The organism is Streptomyces sp. SID5910, assembly GCF_009862125.1.
Classification (GTDB): Bacteria; Actinomycetota; Actinomycetes; order Streptomycetales; family Streptomycetaceae; genus Streptomyces.
The window spans coordinates 1-20,018 of the sequence record NZ_WWHX01000671.1 but is presented as its reverse complement, the minus strand read 5'-3'; the positions used below and the strand labels follow the sequence as shown (position 1 = coordinate 20,018).

At 72.9% G+C, this 20,018-nt stretch carries 19 protein-coding genes; 1 reads left to right on the top strand and 18 read right to left on the bottom strand.

The window, feature by feature from the left end:
• Nucleotides 1-62: 62 nt before the first annotated feature.
• The 18 genes from GTW67_RS23540 to GTW67_RS23455 form a co-directional block, all read right to left on the bottom strand.
• Nucleotides 63-1,835: a lysyl oxidase family protein gene (locus tag GTW67_RS23540; RefSeq protein WP_161166792.1), complete on the bottom strand. Its 1,773-nt coding sequence runs from the start codon at nt 1,833-1,835 to the stop codon at nt 63-65.
• A gap of 228 nt (nt 1,836-2,063) precedes the next feature.
• On the bottom strand, nt 2,064-3,092 hold the full coding sequence (locus GTW67_RS23535) for a DUF6215 domain-containing protein (protein WP_161166791.1): 1,029 nt from the start codon (nt 3,090-3,092) through the stop codon (nt 2,064-2,066).
• Nucleotides 3,093-3,229: 137 nt separating this feature from the next.
• On the bottom strand, nt 3,230-3,889 hold the full coding sequence (locus tag GTW67_RS23530; protein WP_161166795.1) for a fasciclin domain-containing protein: 660 nt from the start codon (nt 3,887-3,889) through the stop codon (nt 3,230-3,232).
• Nucleotides 3,890-3,957: 68 nt separating this feature from the next.
• Nucleotides 3,958-5,550, bottom strand: a complete 1,593-nt coding sequence (locus GTW67_RS23525) for a molybdopterin-dependent oxidoreductase (RefSeq protein WP_161166790.1) — start codon at nt 5,548-5,550, stop codon at nt 3,958-3,960.
• 82 nt (nt 5,551-5,632) lie between these two features.
• A complete protein-coding gene (locus GTW67_RS23520) occupies nt 5,633-7,345 on the bottom strand; it encodes an FAD-dependent oxidoreductase (RefSeq protein ID WP_237518996.1) in 1,713 nt (570 codons plus the stop codon).
• Nucleotides 7,335-8,234, bottom strand: coding sequence for a MaoC/PaaZ C-terminal domain-containing protein (locus tag GTW67_RS23515; protein ID WP_161166789.1), 900 nt, complete (start codon nt 8,232-8,234; stop codon nt 7,335-7,337). The genes GTW67_RS23520 and GTW67_RS23515 overlap by 11 nt, the downstream gene beginning before the upstream one ends.
• A 62-nt stretch (nt 8,235-8,296) precedes the next feature.
• Nucleotides 8,297-9,190, bottom strand: a complete 894-nt coding sequence (locus GTW67_RS23510) for a VOC family protein (protein WP_161166788.1) — start codon at nt 9,188-9,190, stop codon at nt 8,297-8,299.
• Nucleotides 9,191-9,248: 58 nt separating this feature from the next.
• Nucleotides 9,249-10,415: a 3-hydroxy-9,10-secoandrosta-1,3,5(10)-triene-9,17-dione monooxygenase oxygenase subunit gene (hsaA, locus tag GTW67_RS23505; protein WP_161166787.1), complete on the bottom strand. Its 1,167-nt coding sequence runs from the start codon at nt 10,413-10,415 to the stop codon at nt 9,249-9,251.
• Between the two features lie 138 nt (nt 10,416-10,553).
• Nucleotides 10,554-11,015, bottom strand: a complete 462-nt coding sequence (locus tag GTW67_RS23500; protein WP_161166786.1) for an SRPBCC family protein — start codon at nt 11,013-11,015, stop codon at nt 10,554-10,556.
• Between the two features lie 23 nt (nt 11,016-11,038).
• Entirely contained in the window at nt 11,039-11,815 is a 777-nt protein-coding gene (locus tag GTW67_RS23495; RefSeq protein ID WP_161166785.1) for an SDR family oxidoreductase, read from the bottom strand.
• 30 nt (nt 11,816-11,845) lie between these two features.
• Nucleotides 11,846-12,973, bottom strand: a complete 1,128-nt coding sequence (locus GTW67_RS23490) for a ferredoxin--NADP reductase (RefSeq protein ID WP_161166784.1) — start codon at nt 12,971-12,973, stop codon at nt 11,846-11,848.
• Complete coding sequence (locus GTW67_RS23485; RefSeq protein ID WP_161166783.1) at nt 12,966-13,205, bottom strand: hypothetical protein; 240 nt, start codon at nt 13,203-13,205, stop codon at nt 12,966-12,968. The genes GTW67_RS23490 and GTW67_RS23485 overlap by 8 nt, the downstream gene beginning before the upstream one ends.
• Before the next feature lies 1 nt (nt 13,206).
• A complete protein-coding gene (locus GTW67_RS23480) occupies nt 13,207-14,367 on the bottom strand; it encodes a 3-ketosteroid-9-alpha-monooxygenase, oxygenase component (protein WP_161166782.1) in 1,161 nt (386 codons plus the stop codon).
• Between the two features lie 39 nt (nt 14,368-14,406).
• Nucleotides 14,407-15,429, bottom strand: a complete 1,023-nt coding sequence (gene dmpG, locus GTW67_RS23475) for a 4-hydroxy-2-oxovalerate aldolase (protein WP_161166781.1) — start codon at nt 15,427-15,429, stop codon at nt 14,407-14,409.
• 11 nt (nt 15,430-15,440) lie between these two features.
• On the bottom strand, nt 15,441-16,352 hold the full coding sequence (locus GTW67_RS23470) for an acetaldehyde dehydrogenase (acetylating) (protein WP_161166793.1): 912 nt from the start codon (nt 16,350-16,352) through the stop codon (nt 15,441-15,443).
• 7 nt (nt 16,353-16,359) lie between these two features.
• On the bottom strand, nt 16,360-17,142 hold the full coding sequence (locus GTW67_RS23465; RefSeq protein WP_161166780.1) for a 2-keto-4-pentenoate hydratase: 783 nt from the start codon (nt 17,140-17,142) through the stop codon (nt 16,360-16,362).
• A 446-nt stretch (nt 17,143-17,588) separates the two neighbouring features.
• Complete coding sequence (locus GTW67_RS23460) at nt 17,589-18,503, bottom strand: SDR family oxidoreductase (protein ID WP_161166779.1); 915 nt, start codon at nt 18,501-18,503, stop codon at nt 17,589-17,591.
• A gap of 40 nt (nt 18,504-18,543) precedes the next feature.
• Nucleotides 18,544-19,320 carry an SDR family oxidoreductase gene (locus GTW67_RS23455; RefSeq protein ID WP_161166778.1) on the bottom strand — a complete coding sequence of 259 codons (777 nt, stop codon included), beginning with the start codon at nt 19,318-19,320 and terminating at the stop codon, nt 18,544-18,546.
• 77 nt (nt 19,321-19,397) lie between these two features.
• Here GTW67_RS23455 and GTW67_RS23450 point away from each other — a divergent pair.
• The coding region (locus tag GTW67_RS23450; RefSeq protein ID WP_161166777.1) for an enoyl-CoA hydratase family protein at nt 19,398-20,018 on the top strand (621 nt) is incomplete at its 3' end.

The window sequence follows — 20,018 nt, the reverse complement described above, 5'->3', positions numbered from 1 at the left end:
GGCGGCCACTGGACGTGGTCGCCGGCCCTGTGCAGTGCCTCAGTGAGCCGTGCGGTGTGCGGTCAGTTCGCGTTCACCAGCTCGTGCGCCGGCACGGTCACCGTCCGCTTGCCCGGCTTGCCGCCGAGCACGATCTTCCGGAGCGCGCTGTTGTTGTCGAGGCTGGTCTCCTTCAGCCGCTTCTCCGGGTTGGCCAGCACCTGGATGTAGTAGGTGCCGTTGGGGACCTGAGTGATGTCGAAGGACTGGCCCGGCAGGTCCTGGGTGTAGGTGTCGCCGGAGCCGACGTCCAGCACCTCGCGGACGGAGATCGAGTTCTCCTGGCCGCAGGCGGTGGCCAGGTCGGTGTTGAACGGGTGCCAGTTGGCGTTCTTCACCGTGTAGTCGACCGCGTCGGTGTTGGCCAGGCAGAAGGCCTCCTTGCCGCTGCGGACGGCCTCCTTCTTGTCCGCCTTCAGCAGCCGGTAGCTGGCGAAGTCGGTGAAGTGCCAGTGCACATGGCCCGGACGCGGGTCCCACTCCATGGTGCCGGTCGGGGTGTAGCCGACCTGCTTGCCCTTGGCGTCGTAGAAGTACTGGTAGGCGTCCATCTTGGCCTTGCCGGGCGTACGGAAGCCGTCCACCACCAGCTGCGCCGGGCCGGCGTTCCACACGTTGGCGCTGAAGGCCAGGTAGTCCTTGCCGGGGACGTCCTGCTCACCGTCGCTGATGACGATGCCGTAGGCCGGCAGCGAGCGCAGGTCGGGCTTGGGGACGTCCGGGACGGTGGCCTTGCCGGTGGGCCGCTTCGACAGCGGCTTCAGCGCCGGTGCCTTGCGCGAGCCGTCGGTCTGGCCGCCGGTGTCGCCGATCCGCATCGCGCGTGCGGCCTGCTCCTTCTTCACCGCCCAGGGCAGCGCCGGGGGCGCCGCCTTCAGCGGGCCGTGGCCCACGTTGTACGAGGCGCCCGCGCCGCTCGTCACCGGCGCGGCGGCCTGGGCGGGGGTCGGGGCGTGTCCCGGGCCGTGGCCCGCGTGCCCGGACGGCGCCTGCCCGCCGGCCTCGTGCCCCGAGTGCCCGGCGTGCTCGCCGGTCTCGGCGGACCGTGCGGAGCGGGAGACCGGCGCGGCGGCGCCCTCCTCGTCCTCGTAGCTCCGCTCCTGCACGGTCACCTTCACCGTGGCCGGCTTGTCGGCGATGCCGAACAGGTCGCGGTACTTCTTGGCGACGCCGACCTTGGCGGTGTACGTGCCGGCGGGCAGCTTGACCGCGTCGGTGTAGGAACCGGCGTAGGTGTTGGCGGCCCAGCCCTTCTCGACGCCCCACACCGAGCCGAGGGTGAACGGGTTGGTGGGGCAGCTCTCCGGATACTTGGAGGTGGCCGGCGCGTCGGGGCGCACCCGGCCGCTGGCGTTGTTGGGGCAGAAGTCCTCGGCGCGGGTGAGGACCTTCTTGCCCGCCTTGTCGGTGACCGTGATCTCCGCGAAGCCGGGCAGGCCGGAGAAGTCCTTCACGGTGCCCTTGGGCAGCGCCTTGGTCTTGGCCTTGCCGCCCTCGTACACGGTCTGGGTGACGGTCACCGGGTCCTTGTAGGACTTGCGGGTGACCTTCAGCTCCAGCGGCGTCCCCTCGGCGGTGAGGTAGGTGCCGAGGTCGAGGTAGACGCCCGGGTCCTCCTTCCAGGAGGTGAGCGTGATGGAGTTGGTCGCGGCGATGAGGCTCAGCTTGGGCCCCGTCGCGGCCTTCGCCGGTTCCGACGTGGCGGCCACGAGCCCGGCGGTCACGGCCAAGGCGGCGACGGCCGTGGTGCCGGCGAGCAGCGGACGCCGCAGCCGGGTGGTGCGCGTACTGGTCATCGTTCCCTCGTCCTCCGGTGCTGTGAGAAGGAGACTGAGGGGCGCTTGCTGTGCCCGGGCTGTGAGAGGAGCGGGCCCCGGGGTCGGTTGGCCGCCCGGGGAAAACGACGGGATGTTGGCCGGATTGCTCCGTTGCGGAGGGAATCGGGTCATTCTTACGGGAACGGCCCGTCCGGTGACGGGCCGTCTGGTATTCGGCCGGCGGGCCCCGGCGGGCCCGCCCGGGCGTCACACGGTCCGCGCCGGGACCTCCGGGAGGACCTTCTCGGCGATGGCGAGGAGGGCGCTGTCGTCGGGGAGGGCCCCGGACTCGCTCCACACGGTGATGTCGAAGTAGCCGCCCCGGTCCTTGCCGTCGAAGGCCACGGTCAGCGTCCTGGCCAGGGGGCCCTGCTCGACCGGGCCGCCGGAGGAGCCGCCCCCGAGGTTGATCTCGATCTTCATGGTGTGGTCCGAGGAGAGGACCGCGGGCCGGCCGAGGACCGAGAGGGGCCTGACGTCGGTCTCCTCGCCGAACTTCATGAGCTTCACGTACTGCGCGATCGTCAGGTGGTTGTACGTGGCCGAGACGTTCACGGTGTACGTGTCGAACTCGACCGTGGCCTCCGGCTGGGCGACCTTCTCGTCGGTCAGGGGAGCCGTGCCGTTGGTGCCGGACGCCGTGGTCGCGGTCTCCGCGGGCGTGCCGAGGAGCTGGGCCAGGTCGGAGCGGTTGAGCGCCTCGCACACTTCTTCGCCGGTCACGGGACGGGGCGTCTTCGTGTAGGCGCTCGGCAGTTCCTCGTGCTCGCCGCTCGTACACGAGGCGGGCCCCGACGCGGCGGTGTTGTCGGAGGGCAGCAGTTCCGGGCCCAGCCAGAGGGCGGCCCCGAGTGCCGCGAAGACGGCCACGGCGGCGACGGCCTGGCCCCACACGTTGGGCTCCTTCTCGGGAGCGGCAGGGGCGGGGGCGGGAGCCTGCGCCGCCGCGGTCTGCGGCTGCTGCTGGACCTGCGGCTGCGGTGGTGCGGCGGCGGGCGTCGCCGGCTCGTCCGCGGCGGTCGCCGGGCCCGGATTCCGGCGTGCGCGCAGGGCCTTGACCACCGTGTGGACGCGTACCGCGGTGAACACGAGGAACGCCGCGCCGATCCCGGCGGGCGCCCATGCGCGGTCGTGGACGGCGAGATACATGATGCGCACGCCGAAGACGGACCCGACCACGATGAGCAGGGGCTCCCGGACCCAGAAGGGCAGGAGACGGAGGAGGAAACCGAGCATCCGGTGATCTCACCAGGGCAAGATCGCCCTGGCTGTGGCGGAAGCCACAGTTCCGGGAGCGGAACGCCCACGCATTGGTACCGATCGCATCACGGAACCGCCGGGCGCCCTCACGGGAGCCCGGCGGTGGCGGGACGTCAGCTCTTCGGCATGAGGACGGTGTCGATGATGTACACGTTGGCGTTGGCGGTCTTCACGTTGCCGCAGACGACCTTGGCGGAGTCGTCGACCGTGTAGGCCTGGTCCGAGCCGGAGGTCGTCAGCTTGGACTTCTCCAGCGTCTCGAAGGAGCCGTTCTCCAGGTCGGCGGGCGCGAGCTTCTGGCCGACGACGTGGTAGGTGAGGATCTTGGTGAGCATGGCCTTGTCGTTGAGGACCTTGTCGAGGTCGGCCTTCGGGATCTTGGCGAAGGCGTCGTTGGTCGGCGCGAACACCGTGATGTTCTCGGCGTTGTTGAGCGTGTCGACCAGGCCGGCCTTCTTCACCGCGGTCACCAGCGTGGACAGGGCGGGGTTGTTGGACGCGGCGGTGGCCACCGGGTCCTTGGCCATGCCGTCGAAGGAACCGGCGCCCTCCTTGGGCACCGAGGAACAGGCGGGGCCGAACGGCTCGTCCATCGCGGAGGCGCCGGTGCCGGGGTCGGTCATGCCGTCGTCCGAGGCGGACGCGGACGCCGACGTCCTGCTGTCGGAGCCCGACGCCCCGTCGCTGCTGTCGTCGGAGCAGGCGCTGAGCGCGAGCGGCAGGACGGCGGCGGCGGCCACGGTGACGGCGATACGGCGGACACGGGTGTGCATCATGGTGTTTCTCCTGTTGAACGCGGCGGCTGCTGCCGCCCGGGAAAAGGGAGGGGATGGTCTGTGGGTCACTCGACGGTCACCACGACGGAGTGCCATCCGCTGGCACCGTCGGGGACGGTCCGGGTGCGTTTCTCGGTCTGTGTCTCGCCCGCGCGGTCGGTGGCGCGGACGGTGAGGGTGCGGCCGCCCTTCGCGGCCTGCCAGGCGTAGGACCACTGGCGCCAGGTGTCCCGCGAGTCCTCGGCCGCGAGCACGGCCTCCCGCCAGGGCCCGTCGTCGACGCGGACCTCGACCTTGTCGATGCCGCGGTGCTGGGCCCAGGCGACGCCGGCGACCATCACCGTGCCCGTCTTCGGCCGGGCGAAGGGCTTGGGCGTGTCGATCCGGGACTGCGTCTTGACCGGCGCCTCGCGCGCCCAGTCCCGCTTCACCCAGTACGCGTCGTAGGCGTCGAACGTGGTCAGCTCGATGTCCTCGATCCACTTGCAGGCGGACACGTAGCCGTACAGGCCGGGCACCAGCATGCGGACGGGGAAGCCGTGTTCGAAGGGGAGCGGCCGGCCGTTCATGCCGACGGCGAGCATCGCGTCGCGGCCGTCCATGACGTCCTCGACGGGGCTGCCGATGGTCATGCCGTCCACGGAACGGGCGACCAGCTGGTCGGCGGGGCCGCCCGCCGACGGCGGCCGGACACCGCACTCCTTCAGCAGGTCGTCGAGCCGGGCGCCGATCCAGCGGGCATTGCCGACGTAGGGGCCGCCGACCTCGTTGGAAACGCAGGTCAACGTGATGTCGCGCTCGACGAGTTCGCGTGCGAGGAGGTCGTCGAAGGTCAGGGTCCGCTCGCGGGTGACGCCCTTGCCGTGGATGCGCAGGCGCCAGGACGTGGCGTCGACCTTGGGCACGACGAGGGCGGTGTCGACGCGGTAGAAGTCGCCGGTGGGGGTGATGAACGGGCTGACCCCGGCCACCCTCACCTGAGCCCGCCGGGGCACCGCGGGGGCGCGGGAGCCGGGCGGCGGGAGGTCGATGTTCTTGCGGGAGGCGGCGGCCTCCCGGCCGTCGGCGCCGGTCAGGACCCGGCCCAGTACGCCGGTTCCGGCGGAGGCCGCGGCGGCCGCGGTGGCCGCGACGACGAAGCGGCGGCGGTCCCAGCCCTCGTCCTGGGCGTGCGGTGCCCGCCGGGGCGGTGCGGGGAGCCGTCCGGCGAGGAAGTGGAGGAGTACGGCTCCGGCGACGGCCCCGAGGACGGAGGGCAGCGCGTCGGTGGGGCCCGTGGAGTCGGGCCGGCCGGTGGCCGCCGCCGCTCCCACGGCGCCGAAGAGCAGGACGCCCGCGGCGCCGGTCCGCCGGTGCCGGGTCGCGAGCAGGCCGAGTACCACGGCGAACAGCGCGAGCACCGCGAGGATGCCCAGCTGGAGGACCAGCTTGTCGGCGGTGCCGAAGGTGCGGATCGCCCAGTCCTTCACGGCGACCGGTGTGCGGTCGATGGCGGCGCCGCCGACCGCGACGACCGGGCCGGCCTGCGGGCGTACCGCCACCGCCACCAGCTCCGCCACGGCGAGCGAGGCGCCGCCGGCCAGCAGACCGCACAGCGCGCCCAGTCCGAGCCGTGTCCGGCCCCGGGGGGTCCGCGGTTCCTTCTCTTCGTCGCTCACGTGGGTAATCCGGCCCCGGAGGGGCGGCGGATTGGCCCGGAACCCGAACGGAGGAAATTCTCTTCCGGGCCAATCCGGGCGTCTATCGGCTACGGATGCTCTGCCCGCCCGCGATGTGGCCGGCCGCGAGCCAGCCGAACGTCATGGCGGGGCCGATGGTGGCGCCGGGCCCCGGATACGTGGCGCCCATGACCGCGGACGAGACGTTGCCGGAGGCGTACAGCCCCTCGATCACCGTGCCGTCCTCCCGCAGCACGCGGGCCGTGGCGTCGGTGACCAGCCCGCCCTTGGTGCCGATGTCGCCCGGGTGCACCGGGACGGCGTAGAAGGGTCCCTTTTCCAGCGGGGCGAGATTGGGGTTGGGCAGGGTCGGGTCGCCGTAGTAGCGGTCGTAGACGCTGTCGCCGCGGTGGAAGTCCTCGTCGCGGCCGGCGCGGGCGAAGCCGTTGAAGCGGTCCACGGTGGCCCGCAGCCGTCGTGGCGCGGCACCGATCCGGGCGGCCAGTTCCTCCACCGTCCCGGCCTTCTTGACGAGGCCGCCGTCCAGCCACGGCCGGGGGAAGGGCTGTCCCGGGAACAGTCCCATGAAGAGGTAGCGGGACTTGGCGGTGGCGTCGAGGATCAGCCAGGACGGGACGGTGCTCGCGCCGGGCCGGTCGGCCGCGTACATGGCGTCGACGAACTGGTGGTAGGGGGCGGCCTCGTTGGTGTAGCGCTCGCCCGCCGAGTCGACGACGACCATGCCCGGGATGCCGCGCTCGGCGACGAGGAAGAACGGCCTACCGCGCGGCTCTTCGCCGGGGGCCGCCGGCATCACGACGGACGGGGCGCCCCACACCCTGTCCATCAGGTCGACGGCGGCGCCGACGGCCATGCCCGCCTGAAGTCCGTCGCCGTTCTGTCCCTCGGGTGCGGCGCTCCATTCGGCGGAGGTCGGTGCCGGGAGGTACTTCTCGCGCAGTGCCTGGTTGTGCGAGAAGCCGCCGGAGGCGAGGACCACGCCGCCGGTCGCCCGTACGGTGACCTCCCGGCCGGCAAGGGTGACCCGGACGCCGGTGATCCGGCCGTTGTCCTCCACCAGCGCGGTCAGCGGGGCGGACAGCCACAGGTCGCCTCCCAGGACGGCCAGCGAGTGCCGCATCCGGGCGATCAGGGCCTCGCCGAGCGCTATCGGCTTGCGGCCCGAGAGCAGGGCGCCGACCGCGCGCGCGCCGACCCGGGCCGAGGTCAGTTTGCCGGTCCAGGTGCGCCGCACCATGTTCAGGTGGCGGAAGTCCTTGGAGGTGATGGTGAGGCCGTAGGTGGGGAGCCCGGCCCGTCGCATGGCGGCCCGCTGTCCGGCCGGGAGCCGGTTGAAGTCGAAGACGAGCGGTTCGACGGAGCGGCCCTCCGGGAAACCGCCGAGTTCCTCGGGGAAGTAGTCCGAATAGCCGGGGGTGTAGACGAACCTGACGGCGGTGCGGTCGTGCAACTCCCGCACCATCCGCGGTCCGTGCTCGATGTAGGCGTCCTTGCGGGCGGCGGGGACCCGGTCGCCGACGGTGGCGTCCAGGTAGGCGCGCGCCTTCTCCGGGGTGTCGGCGAGGCCGGCGGCGTCCAGGTGAAAGTTGCCGGGCACCCAGATGGCGCCGCCGGACAGGGCCGTCGTCCCGCCGTACAGCTCGGTCTTCTCCACCACGAGGGCGGTCAGTCCGCGCAGCCGGGCGGTGATGGCGGCGGTCATGCCGGCGGCGCCTGACCCGATGACGACGACGTCGTAGGAGTGGTCCCATTCAGTGCCCATGTCAGTGCTCATGCGAAGGTGTGGTCCTCTCTGGTGCGGCGGTCAGCCGTGCGTCGGTGAGGACAGGGGCGTCGTCGCGCTCCGCGGCCGTGGCCGTCAGCCGGTGGCCGTCGCCGGTCTCCCACACGCGCAGGCGCAGGGTCTCGCCGGGGAAGAACACCCCGGCGAAGCGGGTGCGGCATCCCGTGACGCGGGCCGGGTCCCCGCCGAGCAGACGGTCGGTGACGGTCTTGACCGCCATCCCGAAGGAGCACAGTCCGTGCAGGATGGGCCGGTCGTAGCCCGCGCGGCGGGCGGTGTCCGGGTCGGCGTGCAGGGGGTTCCAGTCGCCGGCGAGCCGGTAGAGCAGCGCCTGCCGGCGGGATGTCGGGATCTCGGCCACCAGGTCGGGCGCGCGGTCCGGTACGGGCAGGCGGCCGGAGGGGCCGCGGTCGCCGCCGAAGCCGCCCTCGCCGCGGACGAAGATGTGGTTGCGCTGGGTGATCAGCGGCTCGCCGTCCTCGCCGAGGAGCGTGGACTCCTGCACGACGACCGCGGCGGTGCCCTTGTCGTACACGGCCGGCACCCGGGTGACCGTGGTCGCCCGGGCGGCGGCGGGCAGCGGGCGGTGCACGGTGATCTCCTGGCCGCCGTGCAGCACCGCGGCCAGGTCGATGTCCATGCCGGGCAGGCCGAAGACCTGGAAGCCCACTCCCCCGCTGCCGCCGGCCACGACTCCGAAGGTCGGCAGCACGTGCAGGCCCCGCTCGTGCCGTTCGTAGACGTAGCGCAGTTCGGCCGGGTCGGTCTCCGGTTCTCCCGCGCCCAGCGCCAGGTGGTAGAGCCGCACCTCGCGGTCGTCCCACCGCGCCGGGGCGTGCACGGGCGGGGCGGAGGTCACCTTCTCGACGTCGATCGGCATGGGAGGCGGGTTCCTTCGGGATCGGTGACGGCGGTGCTCGGTTCAGGGACGGGGTGCGCCCGTCATCCGTTCCAGTGGTGGCCCCAGAAGCTGTCGGCGGTGATCTCCTTGGCGACCCAGGTGTCCGGGTCGACGAGCAGGCCGTCCCACCCGTACTCGACCTGGAAGCCGCCGGGGGCCTGGGCGTAGAAGGAGACCATGCGGTCGTTGGTGTGACGCCCCAGGCTGGAGGCGATGGGGATGCCGGCGGCCTGCATACGGTCCAGTCCGCGGCCCACGTCGTCCAGGGTCTCCAGCTCGACCATGAAGTGGACGATGCCCGGGGGCAGCGCACCGGGGTACAGGCCGAGGCTGTGGTGGCGGCGGTTGGGGCTGAGGAAGTGCATCCAGTGGAAGTCCCGTTGCCGGGTGGCCGTCGGCACGGCCTGCGGCGGCAGCTTCATCGAGTCGCGCAGCTGGAAGCCGAGCAGGTTCTCGTAGAAGTCCAGCGCCGCCTCGATGTCGGGCACCGGCAGCACCACATGGCCGAGACCCAGGTCGCCGGCGACGAAGCGGTTGCCGTACGGGGTGCCGAGCGCGGTGTGGTCCTGCGCCTGGCCCCAGTAGATCTCCAGCGGGTTGCCGCCGGGGTCCGTCACCTGGACGAGGCCCTGGACCCGCCGCTCGGCGAGCTCGGCGGCGTCGGCCGTCTTGACGGCGAAGCCGGCGGCCTCCAGCTCCCGGGTGGCCGTCGCGAGGGCGGCGGCGTTCGCCACCTCCCAGCCGGCCGCCAGCAGCCGGTCGCTCTCACCCGCCTGGATGACGATGCGGTAGGCACGGTCGTCGATGCGCAGGCACAGGGTGTCCTCGGTGGTGCCGGAGGCCTCCACCATGCCGAGGACGTCGAGGGTGTAAGTACGCCACTCCTGAAGCCTGGTCGTCTCCAGACGGAGGTAGCCGAGCGCGCGGATGTCCATGATGAGGGGCCTCTCTGTTGAGGGGGGCGCGGTGCGGTGGGCGGGAGGTGACGTGCCGTCAGAACATCGTGTCGTCGACGACCAGGCCGAGGACCGCCTGGCCGTGGAGCAGCAGGGCGCGCTCGGGGTCGTTGGCGGCGTGGCCGCGGCCGGTGTGCGCGTCGCGCCAGGCCCGCTGGACGGGGTTGGGACCGGTGCGCATGGCGTTGCCGCCGGCGTTCTCCATCAGCAGGTCGAGCGCCCCGACCGCACGTTCGGTGGCGATCACCTGGTCCCGGCGGGTGCGGGTGCGCAGTTCCAGGGAGAGTTCCTCACCGCGCCGGGCGAGGTCGTACATCTCCCCGATGTTGCGGGTCAGCTGGAGCCAGCTCGCGTCGATGTCGCTGGCGGCGCGGGCGATGCGGACCTGGGCGAAGGGGTCCTCGGCGACCTTCTGCCCGTAGGAGACGCGGAACCGCCGCTTGGTGGTCTCCACGTAGGAGTCGAAGGCGCCCTCGGCGATGCCGACGATGGGCGTGGAGATGGTGGTGGTGAACATGCCGGCGTACGGCAGCCGGTACAGCGGTTCGTCGTTGAGCTGGTGGCCGGGCACCTTGAGGGCGGTGACCGGGCCGAAGCTGAGGGCACGGTGGTCGGGGACGTACACGTCGTCCACGACCACGTCGTTGCTGCCGGTGCCGCGCAGGCCGACGGTGTCCCACACGTCGTCGACGCGGTACTCGGTGCGGGGGACGAGGAAGGTCCGCATGTCGACCGGGTTGCCCTCGGCGTCCGGGACGAGGCAGCCGAGCAGGGCCCACTGCGCGTGGTCGCAGCCGGAGGAGAAGTGCCAGCGGCCGGAGAGCCGGAAGCCGCCGTCCACGGGGGCGGCCTCGCCGGTGGGGGCGTACGAGGAGGCGATGCGGGTCTTGGGGTCCTCGCCCCACACCTCCTGCTGGGCCCTCGGGTCGAACAGGGCGACGTGCCAGGGGTGGATGCCGAGGACCGAGGCGACCCAGCCGGTGGAGCCGCACGCCTTGGCTATCTCCTTGACGGCCGAGTAGAAGACCAGCGGGTCGGCGGCCCGGCCGCCGAAGGCCTTGGGCTGAAGGAGCTGGAAGAAGCCGGTGTCCTCCAGCTCCTTGACGGAGGTGTCGGGCACGCGGCGCAGTGCCTCGGCCTCGGCCGCGCGTTCGCGCAGTGCCGGGGCCAGGGCGCGGATCGCTGCCAGGACGTCTTCGGCCATGGAGGGTCCTCTCTCGGTTCACGGTGGCGGGCGTGGCAGGACCGTACGCCGTGCCCTTCCGGGACGGACATGGGCCGCTCCCACTGAGCGGGAAGCCGCGGCGGTTGCCGCACGGCGTCGGGCCGGGCCCGGGGCGGCTCAGACCGCGGGGCCGGCGCCGGGCCGGGCGAAGCGGGCGTGCAGTGCGGCGAGGCCGGTGGCGTAGGTGCGGTCGCCGAACAGGGACTCCACCTCGGGCACCACCTCGTCGGCGCCCCGGTACACGGCGGACCAGTGGACCTCGGCGCCGTCGGCGTGCGGGCGTACGGCGAGGGTCGCCACGTAGTCGCCGACCGGCAGGACCAGCGGATCGAGGAGGGCGTAGCGGTACCGGCGGGCGCCGGCGTCGTGCTCCAGCAGGCGCTCGCGGGCGACGATCTCGCCGTCGACCGCGAACACGCGGACGGCGCCGGGCAGTTCGGGATCGGCGTCGTCCTCGATGGTGGACGGCGGCAGGTGCGGGTGCCAGTCGGCGAGGGCGCCGAAGTCGCCGACGGCCGCCCACACCTGGTCCGGCGTGGCCGTGAGCACGGTGGAACGCTCGATGCCGCGCGGGGTCATGGTCGTCTCCTCGGGGTGTGGGGTCACCAGGTGCGGTCGCCGCGCAGGACGGCCTCGGCACCGCCGTCGGCGAAGACGACCTGCCCGGTGACATGGGTGTTCTCGGGCGAGGTCAGCCAGGCGATGAGCGGGGCGATCCGCTCGGGGCGGGCGTGTCCGTGCAGCGGCATCGGCACGCTCCGCTCGACCAGCTCGCGCATGCCGGGGTCGTCCAGCATGGGCCGGGTCATCGGGGTGACGACGACGCCGGGGGCGACGGCGTTGAGCGGGATGCCCGCGCCGGCCCAGTCGCCGGTGACGGCGGCGCGGCGGATCCAGCGGGAGACGGCGGCCTTGGAGGAGGAGTAGACGAGGTGCCCCTCGCCGCGGTCGACGGCCGCCCGGGACGCCGTCACCGCCGCCTCCTCGTCCCCGGCGAGCGCGGCGTCCACGATCGCGGGGTCGGTCGGGTGCACGGAGTCGACCGAGCCGACGACCAGGGCGCGGGGGTCGGTGCCGGCGGCGAGCAGCGGGCGCAGTCCTTCCAGGGTGGCGACGGCGCCGAAGTGGTTGACCCCGATGGTGACCGGGTCGAAGTGGGCGACGCCCGCGCAGGCGACGACGGCGTCCAGACGGCCGCCGGTCAGTTCGCGGGCGCGGGCGGCGAGTTCGGTCCGGCCGTCGGCCGTGGACAGGTCGGCGGTGATGTCGCCGTCCGCCATGTCGGCCCCGATGACGGCGTGCCCCCGCGCGCGCAGGAGGTCCGCGGTGGCCCTGCCTATGCCGGAGGCCGCTCCGGTGACCAGGTACGTACGGGTCATGGTCTGTTCCTCCGGTGTTCCCCTGGGGTGTCAGGAGTAGGTGATCCCGACCCGGTCGGTGAGGGGCACGGCCTGGCAGGCCAGGACGTATCCCTCGGCGATGTCCTGGTCGTCCAGGACATCGTTGCGGAGCATCTTCACCTCGCCGGTCACGACCCGGCAGGTGCAGGCGCTGCACGCGCCCTCCCGGCAGGAGTACGGCGCGTCCACGCCGGCGGCGAGCAGTACGTCGAGCAGCGGGGTGCCGGCCGGCCAGGCGACCGTGCGCGTCTCGCCGTCGAGCTCCACGTCCGCCGTGCTGCCGCCCTCGGCCGGCGCGCACTCCGGGACGGCCGGGGTGCCGAAGACGTCCGGGCCGAGGGAGAAGAACCGCTCCCGGTGGATCCGGCCGTCCGGCGTGCCGAGCGTGCGCAGGCACTCCTCGACGGCGGCCGTCATCGGCTCGGGGCCGCAGACGAAGGCCTCCCGGTCGGCGTACGGCGCCAGCGCGGCGGCCAGCCGTTCCGCGACGGGCAGCCCCTGGAGCGACTCCAGCCAGTGGATCACCAGCAGCCGGCCCGGGTGCTCCTCGGCCAGGTGCCGCAGCTCGTCGCGGAAGACCACCGAAGCCTCGTCGCGGTTGGCGTAGAGCAGCGCGAGCCGGCCCTGCCCGCTCGCCAGGACCGACTTCGCGATCGACAGGACCGGGGTGATGCCGCTGCCGCCGGCGACGAGCAGCAGGTCCGTGTCGAGGGAGTCGGGGGTGAAGGTGCCGGCGGGTGGCAGGGCCTCCAGTTCGTCGCCCGCCTTCACGTGGTCGCAGACCCAGTTGGAGCCGTACCCGCCGGACACCCGCTTGACGGTGACCTTCAGGGGTTCGCCGGTGTGCGGTGAGCTGGCCAGGGAGTAGCAGCGGGCGGCGGCCCCTCCGTCCGTGCCGGGCAGCTTCAGGGTGAGGAACTGTCCGGGGCGGTAGGCGAAGCGGGCGCTCTCCGGGGGCGCCTGGAGCACCAGGGAGTGCGCGTCGGCCGTCTCGGCGATCACCTCGACGACCCGCAGCCGGTGCGTGCGCGCCCCGTTCGCCGGCCCACTCGCCGGCCCACTCGCCGGCCCGTTCGCCGGCTCGGGCGACGGCTCGGGCGCCGGAACCGTCGTCGCCCCCGTCGTCGGCTCAGACATCGGCTCGGACATCGGCGACCTCCAGGGTGCCCTTCTCGACCGCGAGGTCGATGCTGTCGCGCAGCGCCCGGCAGGTGCGGATGCGGGCGCTGCTCCCGCCGGCGGTCACCCGGTCGCGGAACTCCGCGCAGACGACCGCCGCGTCGGCGGTCCACTGCACCGAGGTGTGGGCCATGCTGAACTTCTCGCACAGGACCTGGTTGCCGCAGGTCGCGCACTCCACCGGCTGCACCTCAGGCTCCTGGCTCGGTCGGCTGCTGCGTCCGCAGGCGGGCGAGGTTGTCCTCGACCTCGGCGCGCCAGGCCCTGTTGGCCCGCTCGGTGTCGACCTCGAACTCGAAGCGCCGGACCATCTCGTCCTTGACGTCGGCGACGTCGACGTAGAACTGCTCGTACCAGCGGCGCAGTTGGTAGACCGGGCCGTCCTCCTCGGTCAGCAGCGGGTTGTCGATGCGGGTCTTGTTCTGCCAGATCGCGACGTCCTGCTCGAAGCCGACGGTCGCGCCCTCGGAGGTGAGCCGTGCGGCCTCGGCGGCCTGCTCGTCCGTCATCCCGGGGAGCCTTCTGACGATCGCCCCGTACTGGAGCAGGAAGCTGTTCTCGTCGATCGGGTAGTGGCAGTTGATCAGGACGATCTCCATCTCGACGCCGCCGCCGACGTCGCTGTAGAGGTAGTCGATCATGTAGGAGGGGCCGTAGTACGAGGCGTCGGAGCGCAGCCGGCCGGCGCTGAGCGTGCCCAGCTGCATGTCGCCGCGCGGGCTGCTCTCCATGTACTGGGTGGCGACGTGCCCGTCGAAGACGTTCTTGAAGAACTCCGGGAAGGCGTAGTGGACGTAGTAGAAGTGCGCCATGTCCACGATGTTGTCCACGATCTCGCGGCAGTTGGAGCCCTCGACCCGCAGGGTGTGCCAGGTCCAGTCGCTCCACTCCCCCGCGTCGGGGCCGTGGACGCCGGCGATCTCGGGGATGGTGACCTCGGGCGGCGGGGGGTTGCCCTGGGGGTCGTGCCAGACGAACAGCTGCTTGTTGCGCTCCAGGGTGGTCCAGGCCCGGGTGCGGGCGCGGGGCGGTACGCGGCGGGCGTAGGGGATGCCGGCGCAGCGGCCGTCGCCCGACCAGCGCCAGTCGTGGAACGGGCAGGCCACGGCGTCGCCCTTGACGCTGCCGTGCGCGAGGTTGCCGCCCATGTGCGGGCAGTAGGCGTTCAGGACGTGCAGCTCGCCGTCGTCCCGGCCCTGGAAGACGACCAGTTTGGTGCCGAAGGCCTCGATCTCGTGCGGTTCGCCGTCCTTGAAGCCGTCGGCGAGGCCGAGGCAGTGCCAGCCCCGGGCGAAGCGGGCGGGCGGCCTGCCCGCGTCGATGACCCGGACCTCGTCGCTGAGAGCAGTCATCTTGTCCCTCCAGTGTCGGCCCGCCTGCGGCAGGCGGCCTCAGTTCCGTGCGGCAAGTTCCACCGCGATGTCGATGAGCTGGTCCTCCTGGCCGCCGACGAGGCGCCGCTCGCCCGCGCGCAGCAGGATCTCGGCGCCCGAGACGCCGTAGCGCTCGGCCTGCCGGTAGGCGTGCTTGAGGAAGCTGGAGTAGACGCCGGCGTGGCCCATCAGCAGGGCGAGCCGGTCGAGCCGGCACTCGTCGTCCATCACCGGGCGGACCACGTCCTCGGCCGCGTCGATGATCTTCAGTACGTCGATGCCGGTGCGGATGCCCATCTTGGCGCAGACCGCGACGAACGCCTCGACGGCGGTGTTGCCGGCGCCGGCGCCGAGGCGGCGGGTGGAGCCGTCGATCTGTACGGCGCCGGCCTTGACGGCGGCGACGGAGTTGCCGGTGCCGAGGGCCAGGTTCTCGTGGCCGTGGAAGCCGACCTGGGCGTCGTCGCCGAGTTCGGCGACCAGGGCCTCGACGCGGGCGGCGACGTCGTCCATGACCATGGCGCCGGCCGAGTCGACGACGTAGACGCACTGGCAGCCCGCGTCGGCCATGACGCGGCCCTGGCGCGCCAGGTTCTCGGGCGTGGTCGCGTGGGCCATCATCAGGAAGCCGACGGTCTCCAGGCCCATCTCGCGGGCGAGCCCGAAGTGCTGGACGGCGACGTCGGCCTCGGTGCAGTGGGTGGCGACGCGGCAGATGCTCGCGCCGTTGCCGTGGGCGGCCCGGATGTCGTCCTTGACCCCCAGTCCGGGGAGCATCAGGAAGGCGATGCGCGCCTGCCGCGCCGTGTCCACCGCGATCTTGATCAGTTCCTGCTCGGGCGTTCTGGAGAAGCCGTAGTTGAAGGACGAGCCGCCGAGGCCGTCGCCGTGCGTCACCTCGATCACGGGGACGCCGGCGCCGTCGAGGGCCGCGACGACGGACCGTACGTCCTCGCCGGTGAACTGGTGCCGCTTGGCGTGCGAACCGTCGCGCAGCGAGGAGTCGGTGACGCGGATGTCGAGGGTGTCCGAGTAGGGCATGGGGGTGCTCCTTACGCGCCGGGGGCGAGGAGCGCCGTGGCGAACTCCTCACCGACCTTGGTGGCGGCGGCGGTCATGATGTCGAGGTTTCCGGCGTACGGCGGCAGGTAGTCGCCCGCGCCCTCGACCTCCAGGAAGACCGCGACGCGCGCCATGCCGCCGTTCTCGGGGGACGGATCGTCGAACTGCGGCTCGGCGCGCAGCCGGTAGCCGGGCACGTAGGCGGCGACCTGTTCGGCGATCTCCTTGACGGACTGGGTGATCGCGTCCCGGTCGGCGTCCTCGGGGATGGCGCAGAAGACGGTGTCGCGCATGACGACGGGCGGCTCGGCGGGGTTGAGGATGATGATCGCCTTGCCGCGGCCGGCGCCGCCGATGGTCTCGATGCCGCGGGAGGTGGTGCGGGTGAACTCGTCGATGTTGGCGCGGGTTCCGGGCCCGGCGGAGACGGAGGCGACCGAGGCGACGATCTCCGCGTAGGGCACGGGGACCACGCGGGAGACCGCGTACACCATGGGGATGGTGGCCTGGCCGCCGCAGGTGATCATGTTGACGTTGGGCCGGCCGAGGTGCTCGCGCAGGTTGGCGGGCGGGACGACGGCGGGGCCGACGGCGGCCGGTGTCAGGTCGACCGCCCTGATGCCCAGCTCGGCGTAGCGCGGGGCGTTCGCCCGGTGGACGTGGGCGGAGGTGGCCTCGAAGACGATGTCGGGCAGCTCGTCGCGGTCGAGGAGCCGGTCGACGCCTTCGTGGCTGGTCTCCAGTCCGGCGGCGCGGGCGCGGGCGAGGCCCTCGCTGGCGGGGTCGACGCCGATCATCCAGCGCGGTTCGACGAGCGGTGAGCGGAGCAGCTTGTACAGCAGGTCGGTACCGATGTTGCCGGATCCGACGATCGCGGCACTCACCTTGGTCCTGGTGGTCATCATCACCTCAGTCGAACGAGAGGGACACCGGGCCGAGCCCGGTGAAGTCGGCGGTGAAGGTCTGTCCGGCCGTCACGTCGACGGCCCGGGTGCACGACCCGGGCAGCACCACGTGGCCCTTCCTCAGGGGCACGCCGAAGCGGGCCACGGTGCGGGCGAGCCAGGCGACGGAGACGGCCGGGTCGCCGAGCACGGCGTCGCTGCGGCCCTCGGCCAGGAGTTCGCCGCCGGCGGTCAGGCGGGCGTCGATCGCCTTGAGGTCCAGCTCGTGCGGGGCGCGGCCCTCGCCGATGACGTATCCGGCGGAGGAGGCGTTGTCCGCGATGGTGTCGGCGAGGGAGATCCGCCAGTCGCGGATCCTGCTGTCGATCAACTCCAGTGCGGGCACGACGCGTTCGGTGGCGGCGAGCACGTCCGCCGGGGTGCAGTCCTCGCCCGGCAGGTCGGCGCCGAGGACGAAGCCGACCTCGACCTCGATGCGGGGGAAGCAGTAGCGGGAGACGGCGACGGGGCGGTCCTGGCTCAGTTCCATGTCGTCGAGCAGATGGCCGTAGTCGGGTTCGTCCACGCCCATCATGCGCTGCATCACGGGGGACGACAGGCCGACCTTGTGGCCGCGGATCTCGGCGCCGGCGGCGAGGCGGTGCCGGATGTTGACGAGCTGGATCTCGTACGCGTCCTCGGCGCCGATCTCCGGGAAGGTCCCGGCCAGCGGGTCGACCGGCGTACGCAGGCGCTCGGCGTCACGCAGGATCCGCGCCGCGTGCTGCCTCTGGGGGTCGGTGAGCATGGGGATCCTCTGCGGTGCGGTGGTCTGTCCGGGGAGGCTAGGCGGGGCGATCCGGCGGTGGGGAGCGCGAGTTCCCGCTGACCGGGAAAGGGGGGGGCGGGGCGGCTCCGCCGGGTCGGGGGCATCGTGCCCCGTGGACGCCGACGGGTGGGGCCGCCGTGCTCCCCGCAGGTCCCGCCGGCCGGGCGGCGGATCGGTGCCGGCGCGGGCTCCGCCGGGTCCGGAGGCACCGTGCCCCGTGGAACCGACGGGCGGGGCCGCCGTGCTCCCCGTAGACCCCGCCGACCGGGCGGCGAATCGGTGCCGGCGCGGGCTCCGCCTGGCGGGGCGACCGTGCCCCGTGGACGCCGACCGGTGGGGTGGCTGAGCCCTCCGTGGACACGGCTCGGGTCGGTCATGGACCGCCCATGCAGGGCCCGTGTCCCGTAGCCCCCGGCAGGGGCGGGTCACCGTGCCCCGTACACCGGTTGTGGGGGCTCGGCGTCGGTCAGTAGGGCGAGGGTGGTTCGGCCTGCCTCGGCCGGGGTCCAGCGGGCGCCCTTGTCGGCGGTGGGGCCGGGTCGCCAGCCCTCCATGACGGTGATCCGGCCGGCCTCCGCCTCGAAGACCCGGCCGGTCACCCCGGCGCAGCCGTCCGAGCCGAGCCAGACGACGAGCGGCGAGACGTTCTCCGGGGCCATGGCGTCGAACGCACCGTCCCCGGGGGCGGCCATGGTGTCGGCGAACGCCGTCTCGGTCATCCGGGTGCGGGCGGCCGGGGCGATGGCATTGACCTGCACTCCATAGTGGCCCGCCTCCGCGGCGGCGACCTGGGTCAGCGCGACGATGCCGGCCTTCGCGGCGGCGTAGTTCCCCTGCCCGACGCTGCCCAGCAGGCCCGCTCCGGAGGAGGTGTTGACCACCCGGGCCCGCGGTGCGCGGCCCGCCTTCGCCTCGGCCCGCCAGTGCGCGACGGCGTGCCGCAGCGGCAGGAAGTGACCCTTGAGGTGGACGCGTACGACGGCGTCCCAGTCGTCCTCGTCCAGATTGACGAGCATGCGGTCGCGCAGGAAACCGGCGTTGTTGACGAGGGTGTCGAGACGGCCGAAGGCATCCAGCGCGGTGGCGACGAGCGAGGCCGCGCCGCCGGTGGTGGTGATGTCCCCGTCGTGTGCGACCGCCTCCCCGCCGAGCGCGCGGATCTCGTCGGCGACCCGCTGGGCGGGCCCGGCGGTGCCGCCCGTGCCGTCGAGGCCGACGCCGAGGTCGTTGACGACGACCCTGGCGCCCTCGGCGGCGAAGGCGAGGGCGTGGGCGCGGCCGAGTCCGCGGCCGGCCCCGGTGACGACGGCGACGCGCCCGGCGCAGATTCCGGTGGTCATGTGGGTGTCCTGCCTTTCACGAAGAGGCTGTGCGTTCGGGTCAGTTGTTGACCGTGGCGGCGTCGAGGTAGGCGGGGCGTTCCCCTCCGCCGTGGACGTGCAGGGCGGCGCCGCTGATGTACGCGGCGCGGCGGGAGGCGAGGAAGACGCAGGCGTCGCCGATGTCGGCGGGTTCGGCGAGCCGGCCGAGCGGCACGGTGCGGCCGACGGCGGCGACGCCGTCCTCGTCGCCGTAGTGCAGACGGGACAGTTCGGTGCGGACCATGCCGAGGACGAGGGTGTTGACCCGGACCAGGGGCGCCCATTCGACGGCCATGGAACGGGCGAGGTTCTCCAGGCCCGCCTTGGCGGCCCCGTACGCCGCGGTCCCCGGGGACGGGCGGGTGCCGCTGACGCTCCCGACCATCACGATCGACCCGCCGCCCTCCTGACGGCACATCACCTCGTACGCGGCGAGGGACGCTTCGAGCGGCGCGAGGAGGTTGAGCCGGATCACACGGGCGTGACGTTCGGTCCCGCCGTCGTCGAGCATCCGGAACGGCGACCCTCCCGCGTTGTTGACCAGGGTGTCCAGCCGCCCGTGGTCGCTCCTCACCCGCTCGAAGAATCCGGTGACCGCCTCCGGGTCGCGGAGGTCGACGGGGAGGAAGCGGGCCGTGCGCCCGCCCGCCTCCACGGGCTCGTCCGGGGCCCTCCGGGCGCAGGTCACGACCTGCGCGCCGGCCTCCAGCAGAGCGCGAGCGATCCCCGCGCCGACGCCCCGGGTTCCGCCGGTGACGACGGCGACGGAGCCGGACAGATCGATGGTCGCTGCCACATGACACCTCCCGCAGCGGCGGATCCGCTGCTACCTTCCCCTAACAAACGTTTGGTGGAAAGGTAGCTGATCTGCTCATGGGTGTCTCCACCTCCGCCCCCAGTGAGGGCGTCGCCGTCGTCACCGTGGACTTCCCTCCGGTCAACGCCCTGCCCGTGCGGGGCTGGTACGACCTGGCCGCCGCGGTCCGCGCCGCCGGGGCCGACCCGGCGGTGCGCTGCGTGGTGCTCACGGCCGCGGGCCGCGGATTCAACGCCGGCGTCGACATCAAGGAAATGCAGCGCACGGCCGGGCACGACGCCCTGATCGGGGCCAACCGCGGCTGCTACGAGGCGTTCGCCGCGGTGTACGACTGCGAGGTCCCGGTGGTCGCCGCCGTGCACGGGTTCTGCCTGGGCGGCGGCATCGGCCTGGTCGGCAACGCGGACGCCGTCGTCGCCGCGGACGACGCGACCTTCGGGCTGCCCGAGCTGGACCGGGGCGCGCTGGGCGCGGCGACCCATCTCGCCCGGCTGGTCCCCCAGCAGCTGATGCGGGCGCTGTACTACACCTCGCGCACCGTCACCGCCGAGGAGCTGCACCGGCACGGCTCGGTGTGGCGGGTGGTGCCGCGCGAGCTGCTGCTCGACACGGCGCTGGAGCTGGCCCGGGAGATCGCCGCGAAGGACGGCTGTCTCATCCGGCTCGCCAAGGCCGCA